This window comes from Bradyrhizobium sp. USDA 4369, from assembly GCF_054056435.1.
On the sequence record NZ_JBSRYH010000001.1, the window covers coordinates 1,797,105 to 1,813,678 of the forward strand.

The 16,574-nt window shown below is 66.4% G+C and carries 14 protein-coding genes and 1 pseudogene; 12 read left to right on the forward strand and 3 right to left on the reverse strand.

The features are described 5' to 3' along the window. Positions 1-329 precede the first annotated feature (329 nt). Both ACVIJ6_RS08220 and ACVIJ6_RS08225 read left to right on the forward strand, forming a co-directional pair. Positions 330-1,553, forward strand: a complete 1,224-nt coding sequence (locus ACVIJ6_RS08220; protein WP_456772290.1) for an MFS transporter — start codon at positions 330-332, stop codon at positions 1,551-1,553. A 361-nt stretch (positions 1,554-1,914) separates the two neighbouring features. Next, positions 1,915-3,633 (forward strand): N-acyl-D-amino-acid deacylase family protein, encoded by a 1,719-nt coding sequence (locus ACVIJ6_RS08225; protein ID WP_456772291.1) that lies wholly within the window; start codon positions 1,915-1,917, stop codon positions 3,631-3,633. A gap of 320 nt (positions 3,634-3,953) precedes the next feature. On the opposite strand, the gene ACVIJ6_RS08230 is transcribed toward ACVIJ6_RS08225, so the two are convergent. Beyond that, positions 3,954-5,264: an MFS transporter gene (locus ACVIJ6_RS08230; protein ID WP_456772292.1), complete on the reverse strand. Its 1,311-nt coding sequence runs from the start codon at positions 5,262-5,264 to the stop codon at positions 3,954-3,956. On the opposite strand from ACVIJ6_RS08230, the gene ACVIJ6_RS08235 reads away from it, so the two are divergent. The 5 genes and pseudogenes from ACVIJ6_RS08235 to ACVIJ6_RS08255 all read left to right on the forward strand — a co-directional run bounded on the left by ACVIJ6_RS08235 (position 5,263) and on the right by ACVIJ6_RS08255 (position 10,132). Next, the gene (locus ACVIJ6_RS08235) at positions 5,263-5,508 is read left to right on the forward strand and encodes a hypothetical protein (protein ID WP_456772293.1); all 246 of its coding nucleotides are present in this window, start codon (positions 5,263-5,265) and stop codon (positions 5,506-5,508) included. The two genes, ACVIJ6_RS08230 and ACVIJ6_RS08235, sit on opposite strands and share 2 nt — an antisense overlap. 22 nt (positions 5,509-5,530) lie before the next feature. Further along, positions 5,531-6,185, forward strand: a pseudogene (locus ACVIJ6_RS08240) (ABC transporter ATP-binding protein). Next, the gene (locus ACVIJ6_RS08245; protein WP_456772294.1) at positions 6,182-8,644 is read left to right on the forward strand and encodes an FtsX-like permease family protein; all 2,463 of its coding nucleotides are present in this window, start codon (positions 6,182-6,184) and stop codon (positions 8,642-8,644) included. The pseudogene ACVIJ6_RS08240 and the gene ACVIJ6_RS08245 overlap by 4 nt, the downstream one beginning before the upstream one ends. After that, positions 8,634-9,716 carry a lipocalin-like domain-containing protein gene (locus tag ACVIJ6_RS08250; protein ID WP_456772295.1) on the forward strand — a complete coding sequence of 361 codons (1,083 nt, stop codon included), beginning with the start codon at positions 8,634-8,636 and terminating at the stop codon, positions 9,714-9,716. Before ACVIJ6_RS08245 ends, ACVIJ6_RS08250 begins: the two co-directional genes overlap by 11 nt. 23 nt (positions 9,717-9,739) lie before the next feature. Continuing rightward, positions 9,740-10,132: an MAPEG family protein gene (locus ACVIJ6_RS08255; protein ID WP_456772296.1), complete on the forward strand. Its 393-nt coding sequence runs from the start codon at positions 9,740-9,742 to the stop codon at positions 10,130-10,132. A 58-nt stretch (positions 10,133-10,190) separates the two neighbouring features. Here ACVIJ6_RS08255 and ACVIJ6_RS08260 read toward each other — a convergent pair whose 3' ends face one another. Then, complete coding sequence (locus tag ACVIJ6_RS08260; RefSeq protein WP_456772297.1) at positions 10,191-11,378, reverse strand: ABC transporter substrate-binding protein; 1,188 nt, start codon at positions 11,376-11,378, stop codon at positions 10,191-10,193. 314 nt (positions 11,379-11,692) lie between these two features. On the opposite strand from ACVIJ6_RS08260, the gene ACVIJ6_RS08265 reads away from it, so the two are divergent. From ACVIJ6_RS08265 to ACVIJ6_RS08275, 3 genes are all read left to right on the forward strand, one after another. Then, positions 11,693-13,255, forward strand: coding sequence for an AMP-binding protein (locus tag ACVIJ6_RS08265; protein ID WP_456772298.1), 1,563 nt, complete (start codon positions 11,693-11,695; stop codon positions 13,253-13,255). A 97-nt stretch (positions 13,256-13,352) separates the two neighbouring features. Then, positions 13,353-14,102, forward strand: coding sequence for a CBS domain-containing protein (locus ACVIJ6_RS08270; protein ID WP_456772299.1), 750 nt, complete (start codon positions 13,353-13,355; stop codon positions 14,100-14,102). Between the two features lie 12 nt (positions 14,103-14,114). Then, a complete protein-coding gene (locus ACVIJ6_RS08275; protein WP_456772300.1) occupies positions 14,115-14,423 on the forward strand; it encodes a c-type cytochrome in 309 nt (102 codons plus the stop codon). Here the strand turns inward: ACVIJ6_RS08275 and ACVIJ6_RS08280 are convergent. After that, positions 14,417-14,632 carry a hypothetical protein gene (locus ACVIJ6_RS08280; protein WP_456772301.1) on the reverse strand — a complete coding sequence of 72 codons (216 nt, stop codon included), beginning with the start codon at positions 14,630-14,632 and terminating at the stop codon, positions 14,417-14,419. The genes ACVIJ6_RS08275 and ACVIJ6_RS08280 overlap by 7 nt on opposite strands. A 138-nt stretch (positions 14,633-14,770) precedes the next feature. Between ACVIJ6_RS08280 and ACVIJ6_RS08285 the strand changes: the two genes are divergently transcribed. Both ACVIJ6_RS08285 and ACVIJ6_RS08290 read left to right on the forward strand, forming a co-directional pair. Beyond that, entirely contained in the window at positions 14,771-16,153 is a 1,383-nt protein-coding gene (locus ACVIJ6_RS08285; RefSeq protein ID WP_456772302.1) for a sensor histidine kinase, read from the forward strand. Further along, positions 16,140-16,502 carry a response regulator gene (locus ACVIJ6_RS08290; protein WP_083780588.1) on the forward strand — a complete coding sequence of 121 codons (363 nt, stop codon included), beginning with the start codon at positions 16,140-16,142 and terminating at the stop codon, positions 16,500-16,502. The genes ACVIJ6_RS08285 and ACVIJ6_RS08290 overlap by 14 nt, the downstream gene beginning before the upstream one ends. Positions 16,503-16,574 lie beyond the last annotated feature (72 nt).

A 16,574-nucleotide genomic window follows, 5' to 3' on the forward strand; every position in this document is an offset into this window, starting at 1 on the left:
TTGAGCCTGTCCTGCAACAGATATCCGCCGCCGGTGGGTATGGATCCCCGCCTTCGCGGGGATGACACCTCTGTCGGAGGGGCGATGAGCCTGCCACTCAGGAGGCTGCAGCGGCGCGGATCGCTTGGCGATTGTCGCGAAAACGCCAGCTGGCCCGCGCAGGTGCCATGCGCCCGCGTTCATGGACAATGAACCGCAATCCGATAGTGTGGCGTTGTGCCGCGCGCCCTCCGCGGGAGCCTTGGCTGTTTCTTGGCTGTCTCCTAGCGGTCTGCCGGCGACGCGCCTTCCAGTTCCATCGCTGGCGCCGGGAGCCAAACGGATCGACCATGGCTGACGTCCTCGCCGCATCGCAACATACCGGTGCTCCGGTCCGGTCCGCCTCCTCGCTGCGCACGCTGGCGCTGATCTCGCTCGCGCATTGGGTCAGCCACCTGCATATGCTGGTGCTGCCGATGCTGTTTCCGTACCTGAAGGAGAAGCTCGGCGTCGGTTATGTCGAGCTCGGCTTTCCGCTCACGGTGTTCGCCGTCGTCTCGGCGCTGACCCAGGCTCCGGTCGGCTATCTCGTCGATCGCGCAGGCGCGCGCCGCATCCTGCTGCTCGGCCTGACGCTCGGCGGCCTGTCGCTGGCGCTGCTGGGCATCTACCTGACCTATGCCAGCCTCGTCGCCTCAGCCGTGCTGCTGGGCCTCGCCAATGCGGTCTATCATCCGTCCGACTACGCGCTGCTCTCGGCGCATATGGAAGAGAGTCGGATGGGCCGCGCCTTCGGCGTGCACACCTTCGCCGGCTATCTCGGCGGCGCTGTCGCGCCCGCGATCATGGCGGCCTTGGTCACCACGGTCGGCGGCTCCGGCGCGCTGATCGCGGCCGGTCTGGTCGGTCCGCTCGCGGCGCTGCTGCTGCTCGCCGGCAATGTGCCGGAGGTGCCGCCGCATCCGCATCACACCAAGGCCGACGGCACCAGGGCCCAGCAGCCGAGCCTGCTGACGCCGATGCTGATGCTGCTCACCGTGTTCTTCATGCTGCTCAGCCTGTCCAACGCCGGCATTTCCAGCTTCGGCGTCGTCGCCTTCATGAACGGCTACGGCATCTCGTTCTCGACCGCCAATATCGCGCTGACCGCGTTCCTCGGCGCCAGCGCCATCGGCGTGCTCGCCGGCGGCCAGCTCGCCGATCGCATCCGACATCACAACCTGGTCGCGGCCGTCGCCTATGCGATCAATGCGGTGCTGGTGCTGGTCATCACTTTCGTCAGCCTGCCCGCCGCAGTGCTGATCGCGATCATGCTGGTCGCGGGCTTCATGAGCGGCGTCATCGCACCATCGCGCGACATGCTGGTGCGCAATGCCGCGCCTCCAGGCGCGGCCGGCCGCGCCTTCGGCATCGTCTCCACCGGCTTCAATTTCGCCGGCGTCGTCAGCCCGCTGCTGTTCGGCTGGATCATGGACATGAACGCGCCGCGCTGGGTGTTCGGCACCTCGGTCGTGTTCATGCTGCTGACCATCGTGCTCGCGTTCTTCACCGAGCCGAAGAAGGCGAAGGCGTAGTTATCGTCTTGGAACCATAGGCTGTTAGTTCGTCAGCGCCGCCCGATGCAGCGCCCTCTCCCCTTGTGGGAGAGGGCACCGCCGGCGCACCGGCGCCCTCGGTCGGGGTCTCTCTCCGCAGATGCCGTTCGTGGAGGCATCCCCCTCACCCGACCGAGCCTGCTGATCCAGTTTGCATGCCCTCTCCCGCAAGGGGAGAGGGCGCAGTCATGAGTACCGCTTGATCATTGCGCGACGTTTGGATGATTTGAGGCGCGCTTCCACCTCGCCATGCAACTCTGCTGTCTCTTCCCGCGTGTTGACATCACCGCCCGCTCGCCGATGATGCCCCGATAACAACAACATCCGGGGAAGACACGCCATGACGCAGCCAGATCTCGTGATCCGCGGCGGAACCGTCGCCGATGGCTCGGGCGGCGAGCTCTATGAGACCGATATCGCAATCGCGAACGGACTCATCGTCGAGGTCGGCAAGGTCAGTGCGAAAGGCCGCGAGGAGATCGACGCGCGCGGCAAGCTCGTGACGCCCGGCTTCGTCGACGTTCACACCCATTACGACGGCCAGGTGACGTGGAGCCACGACATCTCGCCATCGTCGCAGAACGGCGTCACCACGGCGATCATGGGCAATTGCGGCGTCGGCTTCGCGCCATGCCGGCCGGCCGATCACCTGCGGCTGATCCAGCTGATGGAAGGGGTCGAGGACATTCCCGAGCCGGTGCTCGAGGCCGGCATTCCCTGGGAATGGGAAAGCTTTCCGGATTACATGGCCTGGCTCGGCAGACGCGAATTCGATCTCGATATCGGCGCCCAGCTGCCGCATGCGGCGTTGCGCGTCTATGTGATGGGCGAGCGCGGCGCGCGACGCGATCCTGCCACGGCCGACGACAACCGCGCGATGGCGGGGCTGGCGCGCGATGCGGTCAAGGCCGGCGCGCTCGGCTTCTCGACCTCGCGTACCCTCAACCATCGGACATCGACCGGCGACTACACGCCGACCTTGAAAGCCGGCGAGGACGAGCTGACGACCATCGCCGCGGCGATGCAGAGCGCCGGGCGCAGCGTGCTGCAATTCGTGCTGGACATCTCCACCATTCATGAAGACCTGCCGATGATGCTGCGCATCGCGGACAAAACGAGATGCCCGATCTCGTTCTCGGTGACGCAGAACGACCGCGCGCCGCAACGCTGGCGGCAGACGCTGGCCGAGATCAACACCGCCGCCGCGCGCGGCCTGTCGGTGACGGCGCAGATCGCCGCGCGCCCTGTTGGCCTGCTGCTCGGGCTGGAGCTGTCGCGCAACCCGCTGCAGACGCATCCGAGCTATCAGGCGATCGCGCATCTGCCGCTGGCCGAGCGTGTCGCGCGGATGCGCGATCCGCAGCTGCGCGCAGCGATCCTGAGCGAACAGGCCCGCGCGACCGACGACCCGCTGTTCTTCAAGCCGAACTACGACAAGATGTATCTGCTCGGCGATCCGCCCGATTATGAACAGCCGCCGGAGCAGTCGCTCGGCGCCCAGGCCCGTGCGCGCGGCTGCCGGCCGGAGGAGCTGGCTTACGACGCGATGCTGTCGGACCAGGGGCGCGGCATGCTCTACGTGCCGTTCCTGAACTATTCCGACGGCAATCTCGACGCCACCTATGAGATGTTGCGCGATCCCAGAAGCGTGCCCGGCCTCAGCGATGGCGGCGCGCATTGCGGCATCATCTGCGATGCGAGCTTCCCGACCTATCTGCTGACGCACTGGACGCGCGACCGCAAGCGCGGCGACAAGCTCTCAATTCCCTTCGTCGTCGCGGCGCAGTCGCGCAAGACCGCGCTCTCCGTCGGTCTCGACGATCGCGGCCTGATCGCCCCAGGCTACAAGGCGGATGTCAACGTCATCGACTACGGCCGGCTGCATCTGCATCCGCCCAAGGTCCATTACGACCTGCCGGTCGGCGGTCGCCGGCTGATGCAGGAGGTCGACGGCTATGACGCGACGATCGTTTCGGGCGTCGTGACCCGCCGACACGGTGAAGCCACCGGTGCGAGGTCGGGGCGGCTGGTCAGGGGTGCGCGGAGCTGCGTGCAATAGGGCGCTTGATCTTCCTCTGCTGTCAGCCCCGAGCAACCAGTCAAATCCTCAGGGGTCATCCCGGACAAGCGCGCGACACGCGCGCGCCGATACGGGATCCATAACCCCAGGGAGTGTTTGGGGCGCGTTAGCGGCTCCATCTCGGCCAACTACGACCGCCGCGGCGTATGGGTCCCGGGTCGGCGTGCGTCAACGCTTCGCGTTGCCGGACTTGCCCGGGACGACACCGGTTGCAGGGCCCGTGTTGGGACAAACTGGCGTGACGCCAACGGCCGGCGGGGCAACTCGTTGAGGGCTGTCCAACCCCGCGCAGCCGCAGCTCAGGCGAATTCCGGCGCGACAGCCTGATGCGCCTGCAGGCGCGCGCGTTCGGTGTTCGGCCAGAGCAACGCAAGCCCGGTGAGGCCGGCGATGATCATGATCACGGCGTTGATGGTGAAGCCGGACATGTAGCCGTCGAGCAGGCTGCCCGAGGCCTGGATCATCTTGCCCATCACCACCGGCGCGACGATGCCGGCGAGCGTGTAGAGCGCGCCATAGATGGCGATGACGGCGCCGCGCTGTGACACCGGCGTGAACTCGCCGATCATCGGCGCGCAGACGACGTAGATCGACCCGCACAGCCCCGAGCCGACGACGAGCAGCGCAATCCGCGTGGCGGCGCCGTCGACATGCGGCATCGCCGCCATCAGCATGCCGCCGAAGATCAATGGCGTCGCCCCGAGCACCCCGCGGGCCATGCGCGTCGAGACGCCCCGCGCCATCAGCCGCTGCGACAGCCAGCCCGTGGTCATCACCACGCACGCACCGAACACCCAGGGCAGGATCGAGATGAAGCCGGCCTGCTGCTGCGAGAAACCGAGTCCCTTGACCAGGAACGGCGTGAACCAGGTGAGCCCGAGCGACAGCGCCCAATAGGCACCGAAGGTCGCGGCGACGCAGCCGATGAAGGTGCGCGACGTCAGGAGCTGCAGATAAGGCACGCGCTGCTCGCGCAAACCGGCAAGCTCGATCTCGGCCAGCGGCCCTTCCTGGCCGAGCCACAGCCATGCGGCGCTCCACATCAGTCCGACGATGCCGAGTGCACCGAAGGCATAATGCCAGCCGTAATTCACGATCACGAAATTCAACGCGGGCACAGCAAGAATGACGCCGAAGGCGGACCCCTGCGACAGGATCGCGGTCGGCATCGCCCGCTTCTCGTCGGGAAACCATTTGTAGACCGCGTGGACGGCCACCGAGGCTGCGGGCCCCTCGCCGGCGCCGAGAATGATTCGGCAGATCAGGAGCGTGGTGAAGCCGACGCTGCCAACCATCGGAAACTGCGCTACCGCCCAGACCAGCGCCAACACCAGCAGGACCCAGCGCGTCGGCACCTTGTTGACGATGAAACCGACGACGATGGCCGAGATCGAAAACAGAAAGAAGAAGGAGGAGCCGAGCAGCCCGAACTGCTCGGCTGAGAGGTTGAGCTCGGTCATGATCGGCACGCCAGCGAGGCCGACCACGATCTTGTCGGCGAAATTCACCAGCATGAACAGGAACAGCAGGAAGGTGACCTTCCACGCTCCCTTGGGCGTCGCTGCCGGTCTCGTACGGGATGTGCCTTGAAGCGTCGTCGGCGCGGCCATGTTTCTTCCCCGTCATTGTTATGATCCGCCCCTGTTGTTCGGGCGTTTTGCCGATGCTACCCACGAAGCGGCGCCACAAGCAACCAGCTCGCGAGCTAAGTTCTTGCTGCAACGCAAGAATCGTCCCTCTGGGGCTGCGCGGGGGAACTTGCGCAACCTGATCACGAGCCAACCCGCCATTCACATCATGGGCGTTGCCGAGAACGAGCAGATGATGTTCGCGTTGGCCCTTGTTATGTTGTGACGCAACAACAGCGATCAGGCTCGTGCTCAACGTCCGTCATCTCACCAAGTCCTATCGATCCGGCGGCGAGCCGGTCAAAGTCCTGCGCGGCGTCGACCTCGCGGTCGCCTCGGGCGAACGCGTGGCGCTGACGGGAGAATCCGGCTCCGGCAAGAGCACGCTGCTGCATCTGATCGCGGGGCTCGACGCTGCCGATGGCGGCGACATCCTGCTCGAAGGGGCTTCGATCGGCACGCTCGACGACGCGGCGCGCGCAGCGATCCGGCGCGAACGGCTCGGCCTCGTGTTCCAGCAGTTCAATCTGGTACCGAGCCTGTCGGTGGCGGACAATCTCAGCTTTCAGGCCCGGCTCGCCGGACGCCACGATCCCGCCTGGCACACCGAGCTGGTCGAGCGGCTCGGGCTCAAGCCCGCTGCTCAAGCGTTATCCGGAGCAATTGTCGGGCGGCCAGCAGCAGCGCGTCGCGATCGGCCGCGCGCTGGCGGTCAGGCCCAGCCTGCTGCTCGCCGATGAGCCGACCGGCAATCTCGACGAGGACACCGCCGATGAGGTGATGGCGCTGACGCGCGACCTCGTCGCACGCACCGGCTGCGGCTTCCTGATGGTGACACATAGCGCGCGGCTGGCGGCGATGCTCGACCGGCAGGTTCACCTGCATGCCGGACGCGTCGCATGAGACGCGCGCTGTGGATTCTCGCCGTACTGCTCAGTCACTGGCGCCGGCATCCGATGCAGCTCGCGACGCTGCTGATCGGATTGATCTCGGCGACGGCGCTATGGAGCGGCGTGCAGGCGTTGAACCAGCAGGCGCGCAATTCCTATGACCGGGCGGCTGCGATCTTCGGCGGCGCGCGCACGCCGATGCTGGTCGCAAGCGACGGCAAGATGCTGCCGCAGAGCGTGTTCGCCGAGCTGCGCCGCGCCGGCTGGCCGGTGTCGCCGGTCGTCGAAGGCCGCGTGCAGCTCGATGGACATTCCATCCGATTGCTCGGGATCGAGCCGTTCAGCATTCCCCGGGAGGTCGGCGACGCGCCGAGGGTCGGACGCAGCGAGCTCGAGGCGTTTCTGACACCGCCGCATCGCACCCTGATCTCGCCGGAGACGCTGGCGGATCTCGGACTGAAGGAGGGCACGACGCCACGGCTGAGCAACGACGCCATGCTGCCGCCGCTGATGGCGCAGCAGCAGCTCGCGCCCGGCGTGCTCGTCGTCGACATCGGCGACGCGCAGCGACTGCTCGGCAAACAGGGCCAGATCTCCCGGCTCCTCGTCGGTCAAGCACCGGGCAAACGGGAGCCGCTGGAGAGCTTCGCAGGCGGCCGGCTGCAGCTGGTGCAGCCCGAGGCCGAGACCGACCTGGAACGGCTGACCGACAGCTTCCACCTCAACCTCACCGCATTCGGGCTGCTCTCATTCGTGGTCGGTCTCTTCATCGTCAACTCCGCGATCGGCCTCGCCTTCGAGCAGCGGCTGCCGGTGCTGCGCACCTTGCGCGCCTGCGGCGTCTCGGCCCGGCAGCTCAACGGCGTGCTGATCGGCGAGCTCGTCGCCTTCGCGCTCGTCGCAGGTCTTGTCGGCCTGGTGTGCGGCTACATCATCGCCGCGGCGCTGCTGCCGAATGTCGCCGCGTCGCTGCGCGGCCTCTATGGCGCGCAGGTGCCCGGCGAGCTCAGCTTGCGGCCAGAATGGTGGTTGGCCGGCCTCGTGATCAGCGTCGCCGGCGCGCTCGCCGCCGCAACGACAAGCCTGATCAAGGCGATGCGGCTGCCGATCCTGTCGACGGCGCAGCCCTATGCGTGGCAGGAGGCGCAGCGGCGCTGGCTCAAGCTGCAGAGCGCCGCGGCGCTCGCCTTCTTCGTGGCTGCCGGCCTGCTGCTGTGGCTCGGTCAGTCATTGCTGGCCGGCTTCGGCGTGCTCGCGGCGCTGATGCTCGGCACCGCGCTGCTGCTGCCGGCGATCCTGGAGCTCGTGCTGCGGCTCGGCGAGCGCACCGCGCGCGCGGCACTGGCACAATGGTTCTGGGCCGACAGCCGCCAGCAGATTTCGGGCCTGTCGCTGGCATTGATGGCGCTACTGCTGGCGCTCGCCGTCAATGTCGGCGTGGCCACTATGGTCGAGACCTTCAGCCGCACTTTCCTGGTCTGGCTCGATGGCCGGCTCGCGGCCGACATCTACATCAGCGCGGCCGACGAGGCGCAGGCGCGCGACGTCCAGGCCTGGCTGCGCACGCGGCCCGAGGTACAGGCGGTGCTGCCGGGCGGTCGCGCCGAAATTCAGCTCGCGGGCGCGCCGATCGACATGCTCGGCCTGCCCGATCACGACACCTACCGTGAGCATTGGCCGCTGCTGCAGGCCGGCAGCGACGCCTGGAAGCAGCTGGTGCGCGGCGATGGCGGCTTCGTCAGCGAGCAGCTCGCCCGCCGGCAGCATCTCTCGCTCGGCGACAGGATCGACATTCCCGCCCCCACCGGCGATTGGCGCATCAATGTCGCCGGCATCTATGCCGATTATGGCAATCCGAAGGGACAGGTCACGGTGAACGTCGCCGCGCTCACGCGGCGCTTCCCGGCGACGCCGATCACCCGTATGGCGGTGCGTGCGGCGCCTGCCGACGTGCCGGGGCTCATCGCGGCGCTGACCGACAAATTCGGCCTCGATGGCCGCAACGTCGTCGATCAGGCCACCGTGAAGCAGGAGTCGGAGCAGATCTTCAACCGCACCTTTGCGGTGACAGGCGCGCTCAACACCTTCACGCTCGGCGTCGCCGCGATCGCGCTGCTGACTAGCCTGCTGACCCTCGCCAACTCGCGGCTGCCACAGCTCGCGCCGCTTTGGGCGATCGGGCTGACGCGTCGACGCCTGGCCGAGGTGGAACTGTTGAAGACGCTGTCGCTCGCCGGCCTCACCGCGCTGCTGGCGCTGCCGCTCGGACTCGTGGTGGCATGGTGCCTGATCGCCATCGTCAATGTGAAGGCGTTCGGCTGGCGGCTGCCATTCGACGTATTTCCGCTGCAGCTGATCCGTCTGTTGATCGTCACGCTGGTCGCCGCGCTGATCGCCTCGCTGCTGCCGGTGCTGCGGCTGGCGCGGATGCAGCCGGCCCAACTGGTCAGGACCTTCACCATTGAGCGCTAGAGCCACCTTGACGCGACGCCGCCTGATCGGCAGCCTTGGCCTGCTGGCGCTGCCGCGCCTTGCGCGGGCACAGGGCTTTGCGGGCCTGAGCGACAGCGCGGACGGCTTTACGCCGGTCACGCCGGGCAAGGCCTTCAGCTTCCCGGCCGACCACGGCCCCCATGACGATTTCCGCATCGAATGGTGGTACGTCACCGCCAATCTCAGCGACGCCGGCGGCAGGGCCTATGGCCTGCAATGGACGCTGTTCCGCTCGGCGGCGCGGCCCGGGCCGCAGGCCGAAGGCTTCGACAATCAGCAGCTCTGGATGGCGCATGCGGCGGTGACGCGCGCCGACAGCCATCGCTCGACCGAGAAATTTGCCCGCGGCGGCATTGGCCAGGCCGGCGTCGAGGGCAAGCCGTTCCAGGCCTGGATCGACGACTGGCAGCTGCGCGGCACCGGCGCAACTGATGATCAGATGCTGGCCCCCCTCGACATGACGGCGAGCGCAGCCGACTTCTCCTATGCGCTGCGTCTGGAGGCTGACCGTCCGGTCGTGCTGCAGGGCATCGACGGCTACAGCCGCAAATCCGAGCGCGGCCAAGCGTCCTATTATTACAGCCAACCGTTCTATCGCGCACGCGGCCGCATCACGTTCGACGACACGCCGGTCGACGTCACAGGGATGGCCTGGCTCGACCGCGAATGGAGCAGCCAGCCGCTGGCGTCCGACCAGAGCGGCTGGGACTGGTTCGCGCTGCATTTTGCGGGCGGCGAGAAGCTAATGCTGTACCGGATGCGGCAAGGAAACGGCGACTACACGTCGGGCACCTGGATCACGGCGGACGGCGCCGCGCGTCCGCTCGGTCCCGACGGCATCGCGATGAGGCCGACGGAGATCGCTGCGATCGGCGAGCGCAAATTGCCGGTCGGCTGGCGTGTCGAGATTGCGGCGCTCGGCATTGCGATCGACACCACGCCGCTCAATCCGAAGGCCTGGATGGGCACGCGCGTGCCGTATTGGGAGGGGCCGATCAGCTTCAAGGGCAGCCACGGCGGGGTGGGCTATCTCGAGCTGACCGGATATTGATAAAACTACAGGGGGAAACAAGCATGTACCATTTCACCGCAATCATCACCGTGCTCGCGCTGCTGCTGTATTTCTACATGTCGATCCTGGTCGGACAGGCCCGCGGCAAGTTCGGCGTCAAGGCGCCGGCCACGACCGGCAATGCCGAGTTCGAGCGCGTCTTCCGCGTGCACATGAACACGCTGGAATGGCTGCCGATCTTCCTGCCGGCGCTGTGGCTGTTCGCGATCTATGTCAGCGACGCGATCGCGGCGCTGCTCGGCCTGGCCTGGATCGTCGGCCGCGTCATGTACATGACCGCCTACGCCAAGGCCGCGGAAAAGCGCGGCGCGGGCTTCGGCGTGCAGGCGCTCGCGGCCTTGGCGCTCCTCGTCGGCGCGCTGATCGCGATCGTCTGGCGGATGCTGCAGGGCTGATTGCCACACATAGCTGCCGTCCCGGCGTTCGCCGGGACGACACCGATGTCGGAGGCCGTCACTTCGTCAGCGGGCAACCGCTGTCCTTGGCGGAGAAGAACGCCTTGTCGCCGGGTACCGTGGCGAGCTGCTTGTAGTAGTCCCACGGCTTCTTGGATTCCGACGGTTTCTTGACCTCGAACAGATACATGTCGTGGACCATGCGGCCGTTGGCGAGCACCTTGCCCTGCGCGAACGCGTCGTCGACCGGCAGCTCCTTCAGCTTTGCAGCCACCGCGTCGGAGTCCTTGGTGCCCGCAGCCTTCACCGCCTTCAGATAGGACAAGGTCGCCGAATAGGTGCCGGCGTGGATCATGCTCGGCATCCGGCCGGTGCGCTTCATGAAGCGCTCGCTGAAGGCGCGGGCCTTGTCGTCATGATCCCAGTAGAAGCCCTCGGTCAGCACCAGCCCCTGCGCCGCCTCGAGGCCGAGGCCGTGCACCTCCGACAGGGTCATCAGCAGGCCGGCCAGCTTCTGGCCGCCCTTGACGATGCCGAACTCGGCCGCCTGCTTGATCGAGTTGGTGGTATCGAGGCCGGCATTGGCCAGCCCGATGATCTTGGCCTTGGAGCTCTGCGCCTGCAGCAGGAAGGACGAGAAGTCCGACGAGTTCAGCGGGATGCGCACCGAGCCCAGCACCTTGCCGCCCTTCGACGTCACGATGTCGCTGGTGTCCTTTTCCAGTGCATAGCCGAAGGCGTAGTCGGCGGTCATGAAGAACCAGGTATCACCACCGGATTCGACCAGCGCGCCACCGGTGCCGACCGCGAGCGCGCGGGTGTCATAGGCCCAGTGGAAGCCGTAGGGCGTGCAGGCATCGCCCGTGATGCGCGAGGTCGCAGCACCCACGACGATGTCGATCTTCTTCTTCTCCTTCGACAGCTCCTGGATCGCCAGCGCGACCGACGAGGTCGTCAGCTCGGTGATCATGTCGACGCCCTCGGTGTCGTACCAGCGCCGCGCGATCGACGAGGCAAGATCCGGCTTGTTCTGGTGGTCGGCGGTGACCAGCTCGACCTTCTGCCCCAGCACCTCGCCGCCGAAATCCTCGATCGCCATCTTGGCGGCCTCGACGGAATATTTGCCGCCGTAATCGGCGTAGACGCCGGACTGGTCGTTGAGGATGCCGATCTTGACCTGTGCCCACGCCGGCGCCGCCGTCATCAGCGCGCCAATCGCAGCAAAAGCCAGCAAGCCCGATTTCATATCGTCTCTCCCAGAGTTTTTTGGTCTTGAGAAGTCATTCGTTTTGGAATGCACCGTCATGTTATGCCAGAACCCCGGCCGCGCCCATCCCTTCCCGCCTCAGCCAATGGAATGAGAGCCGTGTTGAGGGCTCCCGGTTCCTCCGCTACAGTCACGTCCAAGCAATAAGCGGCCGTCCCGCGGGACGGTGCATGCGGCAGGAGACAGCTGGAGGGCGTGAGATGGGCGTTGCCCCGTCCCGGCCAGTTCGCTCGCGTGTTCTCCCTCATGCACTCTCCTGCAAGCCGAACGGCAGACATTCGCAGGGAGGACTCATGTATACCGGAAAGCACGCCCGGCTGCGCTCATTGCAGCCCGCGTTCATCATGGCCTCCACCGGCGAGGCGGTAACCTATCGCGAGCTGGAGGCGCGCTCGAACCGGCTGGCGCATCTGTTTCGCAAGCGCGGCCTGAAGCGGCTCGACCACTATTCGATCTTCATGGAGAACAACGACCGCTATCTCGAGACCTGCGGCGCCGGCGAACGCTCCGGGCTCTATTTCACCTGCGTGAACTCGTACCTCACCCCCGGCGAGCTCGCCTACATCCTCAACAACAGCCAGTCGCGGCTGCTGATCACCTCGGTCGCCAAGCTCGACGTTGCGCGCGAGGCGCTGAAGGAGGCGCCCGGCATCGAGCTGTGCATCGTCGTCGACGGGCATCGGAATGAATTTGGTGAGAGCGAGCGCATCGTCGGCCTCGCGGAGGCCATCGCCGGACTGCCGGCGACGCCGATCGCCGACGAGAGCGTGGGCACGGCGATGCTGTACTCCTCCGGCACCACGGGCCGGCCCAAGGGCATCCTCCGGCCGCTGCCCGAGCAGCCGCCGGTGCAGCAATTGCCGATCTTCGATTTTCTCGAGAGGCTGTGGCGCTACCGCGAAGGCATGATCTATCTGTCGCCGGCGCCGCTCTATCACTCCGCGCCGCAGGCCGCCGTCAACCTCACCATCCGCAGCGGCGGCACCGCCATCATCATGGAGACGTTCGACCCCGAGCGCTATCTGCAGCTCGTGGAGCAATGGGGCATCACCCACACCCAGCTGGTGCCGACGATGTTCTCGCGCATGCTGAAGCTGCCGGAGGAGGTGCGCAGCCGCTACGACCTGTCGTCGCTCGAAGTCGCGATTCATGCCGCCGCGCCCTGCCCGGCGCAGGTCAAGGAGGACATGATCCGCTGGTGGGGACCGATCATTCACGAATATTACGGGGCCACCGAAGGGCTCGGCTTCACGGCCTGCGACAGCGAACAATGGCTCGCGCATCGCGGTACCGTCGGCAAGGTGCTGTTCGGTGACCTGCACATCCTCGACGAGGCCATGCAGCCCTGCCCGGTCGGCACCGCCGGCACGGTGTGGTTCAAGACCGGCTCTCCGTTCGAATATTTCAACGATCCCGAGCGCACCAAGGAGGCACGCTCGGCCGACGGCACGATGAGCACCGTCGGCGATGTCGGCTATGTCGATGCCGACGGCTATCTCTACCTCACCGACCGCGCCACCTTCATGATCATCTCGGGCGGCGTGAACATCTATCCGCAGGAATGCGAGAACCTGCTGATCACCCATCCCAAGGTCGCCGACGCCGCCGTGTTCGGCGTGCCCAATCCGGATCTCGGCGAAGAGGTGAAGGCGGTGATCCAGCCGATGTCCGGCATTGCACCCAGCGCCGAGCTCGAAGAGGAGCTGATCGCATTCTGCCGACAGTCGCTGTCGCGCCAGAAGGTGCCGCGCTCGATCGATTTCGAGAAGGAGCTGCCGCGGTTGCCGACCGGCAAGCTGTACAAGCGCCTGCTGCGCGATCGCTATTGGGGCAACAAAACCTCGCGGATCGTGTAGGACACCCGGGACGGCGTTGATCCTGGTCAAGCGCACGGCGACACCTGGGGCTATGTTTGCTTGATTGCGACAGCAGCCCTTTTCGCGAGATCACGACATGCGCGCTCATCAGATCATGACGAGATCGGTCATCACCGTGACGCCGGGAACCCCGGTGGCCGAGGCAGCGCGGATCATGCTCCGCAATCACATCGGCGGACTGCCGGTGGTCGATGCCGCCGGGCGACTGGTCGGCATGGTCACCGATGGCGACTTCCTCCGTCGGGCCGAGCTCGGCACCGAGCGGAAGCAGGGCCGCTGGCTCGACCTGCTGGTCGGGCGGGGCCGCATCGGCGCCGATTTCGTCCATTCCCATGGCCGCACCGTGGGCGACATCATGAGCCGGCCTGCGGCCACAGTCAGCCCCGATGCGAGTCTCGCCGAGATCGCCGCGATCATGGAGAAGCGCAGCATCAAGCGCCTGCCGGTCGTCAGTGGCGAGCGGCTGGTCGGCATGGTCACTCACACCGACTTCGTCCAGACCCTGGCCGATCTCGCCACGGCGGTACCGGGCCCCACCCCTGACGATGATGGGCTCCGCACGGCCATCCTCGACGCGCTCGACCAGGCCGCCTGCAAACACTGCCGCTTCAATGTCGTCGTCCGCAACGGCGTCGCGCATCTCACCGGTGCAGTGCGCAACGACCAGGAGCGGGCAACCGCGATCGTCGCGGCCAAGAGCGTCCAGGGCGTCCGCGACGTGCGCGACCACATGTGGGTCTACCCGCCCCCGGAGGAGGAGTTCGGCGGCGGCGATATCGTCTCGCTCCAGGATCAGCCGTCGACCGACGACGACCAGCCGCTATGAGGAGTGCCGCCCGTGCGTCGAGCCACCGCGTTGTCGATCATGGCGCTGCTGCTGATGGCGACGGTTCCAGGGAATGCCGAGGACCCCGATCATGGGCGCCAGCTCGCTGAGCGCTGGTGCGCCGCGTGCCATGTCGTCGGCACAGAGACCCCCAAGTTCCGCCGCGCCCGGCCATTCGTGGCGATTGCGACCAAGCCGGGCCTGACGAAGGAAACACTGGTCCAGTTCCTTCTCCTGCCTCACGCCACCATGGCTAACAATCCACTCACAGCGGCGGATGCAGCCGATCTCGCGAGCTACATCCTCAGCCTCGGTCAGTAAGCGTCGGTAGCCCGCTCGGCCGAGCGGGATCCAAAGTTCCGGCGCGACGCTGGTGCTTGCGAATGGGTGAAGCCGCCGCCGCAGACCGCCTCGGCGCCGCGATTTCCCGAACCTTTCAGGGAGGTCCGGCGGAACAAAATCGTCAGACCGACGTTACAGGTGATCGCCGCGGTGAGCTGGAGCACGTCGCAGCGACCGCTATCGGCCACGGCCGTGTTACCTGTCCTCGTTGCCGGAAAACCAACAACAAGCAACGAACGAGATAGCCCTTGCATTCGTACACAAACAAGTTGGTAATCGTGTGTGCGGCATCCTCTCCGTCGTCCCGTTAGCAAGGAGCCCGCCACGTGCACGGAATGCCCGGCGCCTCCCCCATGGCCCATGTGAGCGATGATGACAGGGCTCATCTCGCCGCGATCGTGGACTCGTCGGCCGATGCGATCCTGAGTACGACCACGGACGGATCCATCCGTAGCTGGAATGCCGCCTGCGAACGGATGCTCGGCTACAGCGCGGCGGAGATGATCGGCAGGCCGGTGGCGGACATCATTCCCCCGGAACTGCACGAGCAGGCGCGCAACATTCGAGCCCGGATCGCGACGGGTGAATCGGTCGAGAGCTTCGAGACGGTCCGGCTCAGCAAACAGGGCCGGCCGATCGAGGTCTCAATCACCTATTCGCCGGTGCGCAGCCTGCAGGCGGCTGTCGTCGGTATTTCGGAGATCATCCGCGACGTGACCTTGACCAAGAAGGCGGAACGCGGCGCCGCCATGCTGGCAGCCATCGTCGCCTCGTCGTCCGACGGCGTCGTCAGCAAGACCCTGGATGGCACCATCACCAGCTGGAACAGGAGCGCCGAGCGCATCTTCGGCTTCTCGGAAGAGGAGATGATCGACCGCTCGATCCGCACCATCATCCCGCTGGAGCGCCAGGCCGAAGAGGACCGCATTCTCGCCACCGTGGTCTCCGGCGAGATCATCGACAATTTCGAGACGATCCGCCTGCGCAAGGACGGCGCGTTGATCGACGTGTCGGTGACGGTGTCGCCGGTCCGCGACTCCGATGGCCGTATCATCGGCGCGTCCAAGATCGTGCGCGACATCACCGACAAGCGCCAGACCAGGGAGCAGCTGCGCAGCTTGCTCGCCGAGGTCAATCATCGCAGCAAGAACCTGTTGTCGCTGGTGCAGGCCATCGCCCGGCAGATGACACGCCGGGGCCGGCCGCTCGATCTCGAACGCTTCCTGCAGCGCCTGCAGGCGATCGCGAGCAATCAGGATCTCCTGATCCAGAACGACTGGCGCTTCATTCCGCTCGGCGGCCTCGTCCGTTCCCAACTCGGCGCGTTCAGCGACCTGGTCGGCAACCGCATCGCGATCGACGGTCCGGAGATCGAATTGACCCCGGAAGCGGCCCAGGCGATCGGCATGGCGGTGCACGAGCTCGCGACCAACGCCGCCAAATATGGCGCGCTGTCCAATGACGACGGACATGTCACGCTCCGCTGGGTCCGCGACGGCGAAGACTTGGAGATGATTTGGCGCGAAAGCGGCGGACCCGCGGTTTCGCCGCCGACACATAGCGGCTTCGGAAGCCGCGTGATCTCCGACATGGTCCGGGCCGGGCTGGATGGGATGGTCGATGTCGATTTCGCGCCCGCCGGACTGCGCTGGCACCTGAGATGCCCCCTGCAACGCCTCAGCCGCGGCAGCATCCATGCCCGTCGCTGACAAGATCAATGTCCTGATCGTCGAGGACGATCCCATGATCGGCTTCGATCTCTCCGTCGAGCTGGAGGAAGCAGGCTTCAACGTCGTTGGTGTCGCGCCGACGGTCGCGAAGGCGCTGCATCTCCTGGAGCGACAGCGTTGCGATCTCGCCGTGCTCGACGTCAATCTCGGCCAGGAGACCTCGGCACCGATCGCGCGCGCCTTGATCGCCGCCGGTGTGCCCTTCGTCGCCGTGACCGGCTATGCCGTTGACCAATGTCCGGAGGAATTCGCCACCGCTCCGCTGCTTTCGAAGCCGTTCCAGACCGCCCGGCTGGTGGCGACGTTGAAGCGGCAATTGCACCAGTGAGACTGGCCGGTCCCGCGCTGGCAGCGGAATCAAGGCCGGCGCCAGACTGACTCTGGGCAAGGCGGGTGCCTT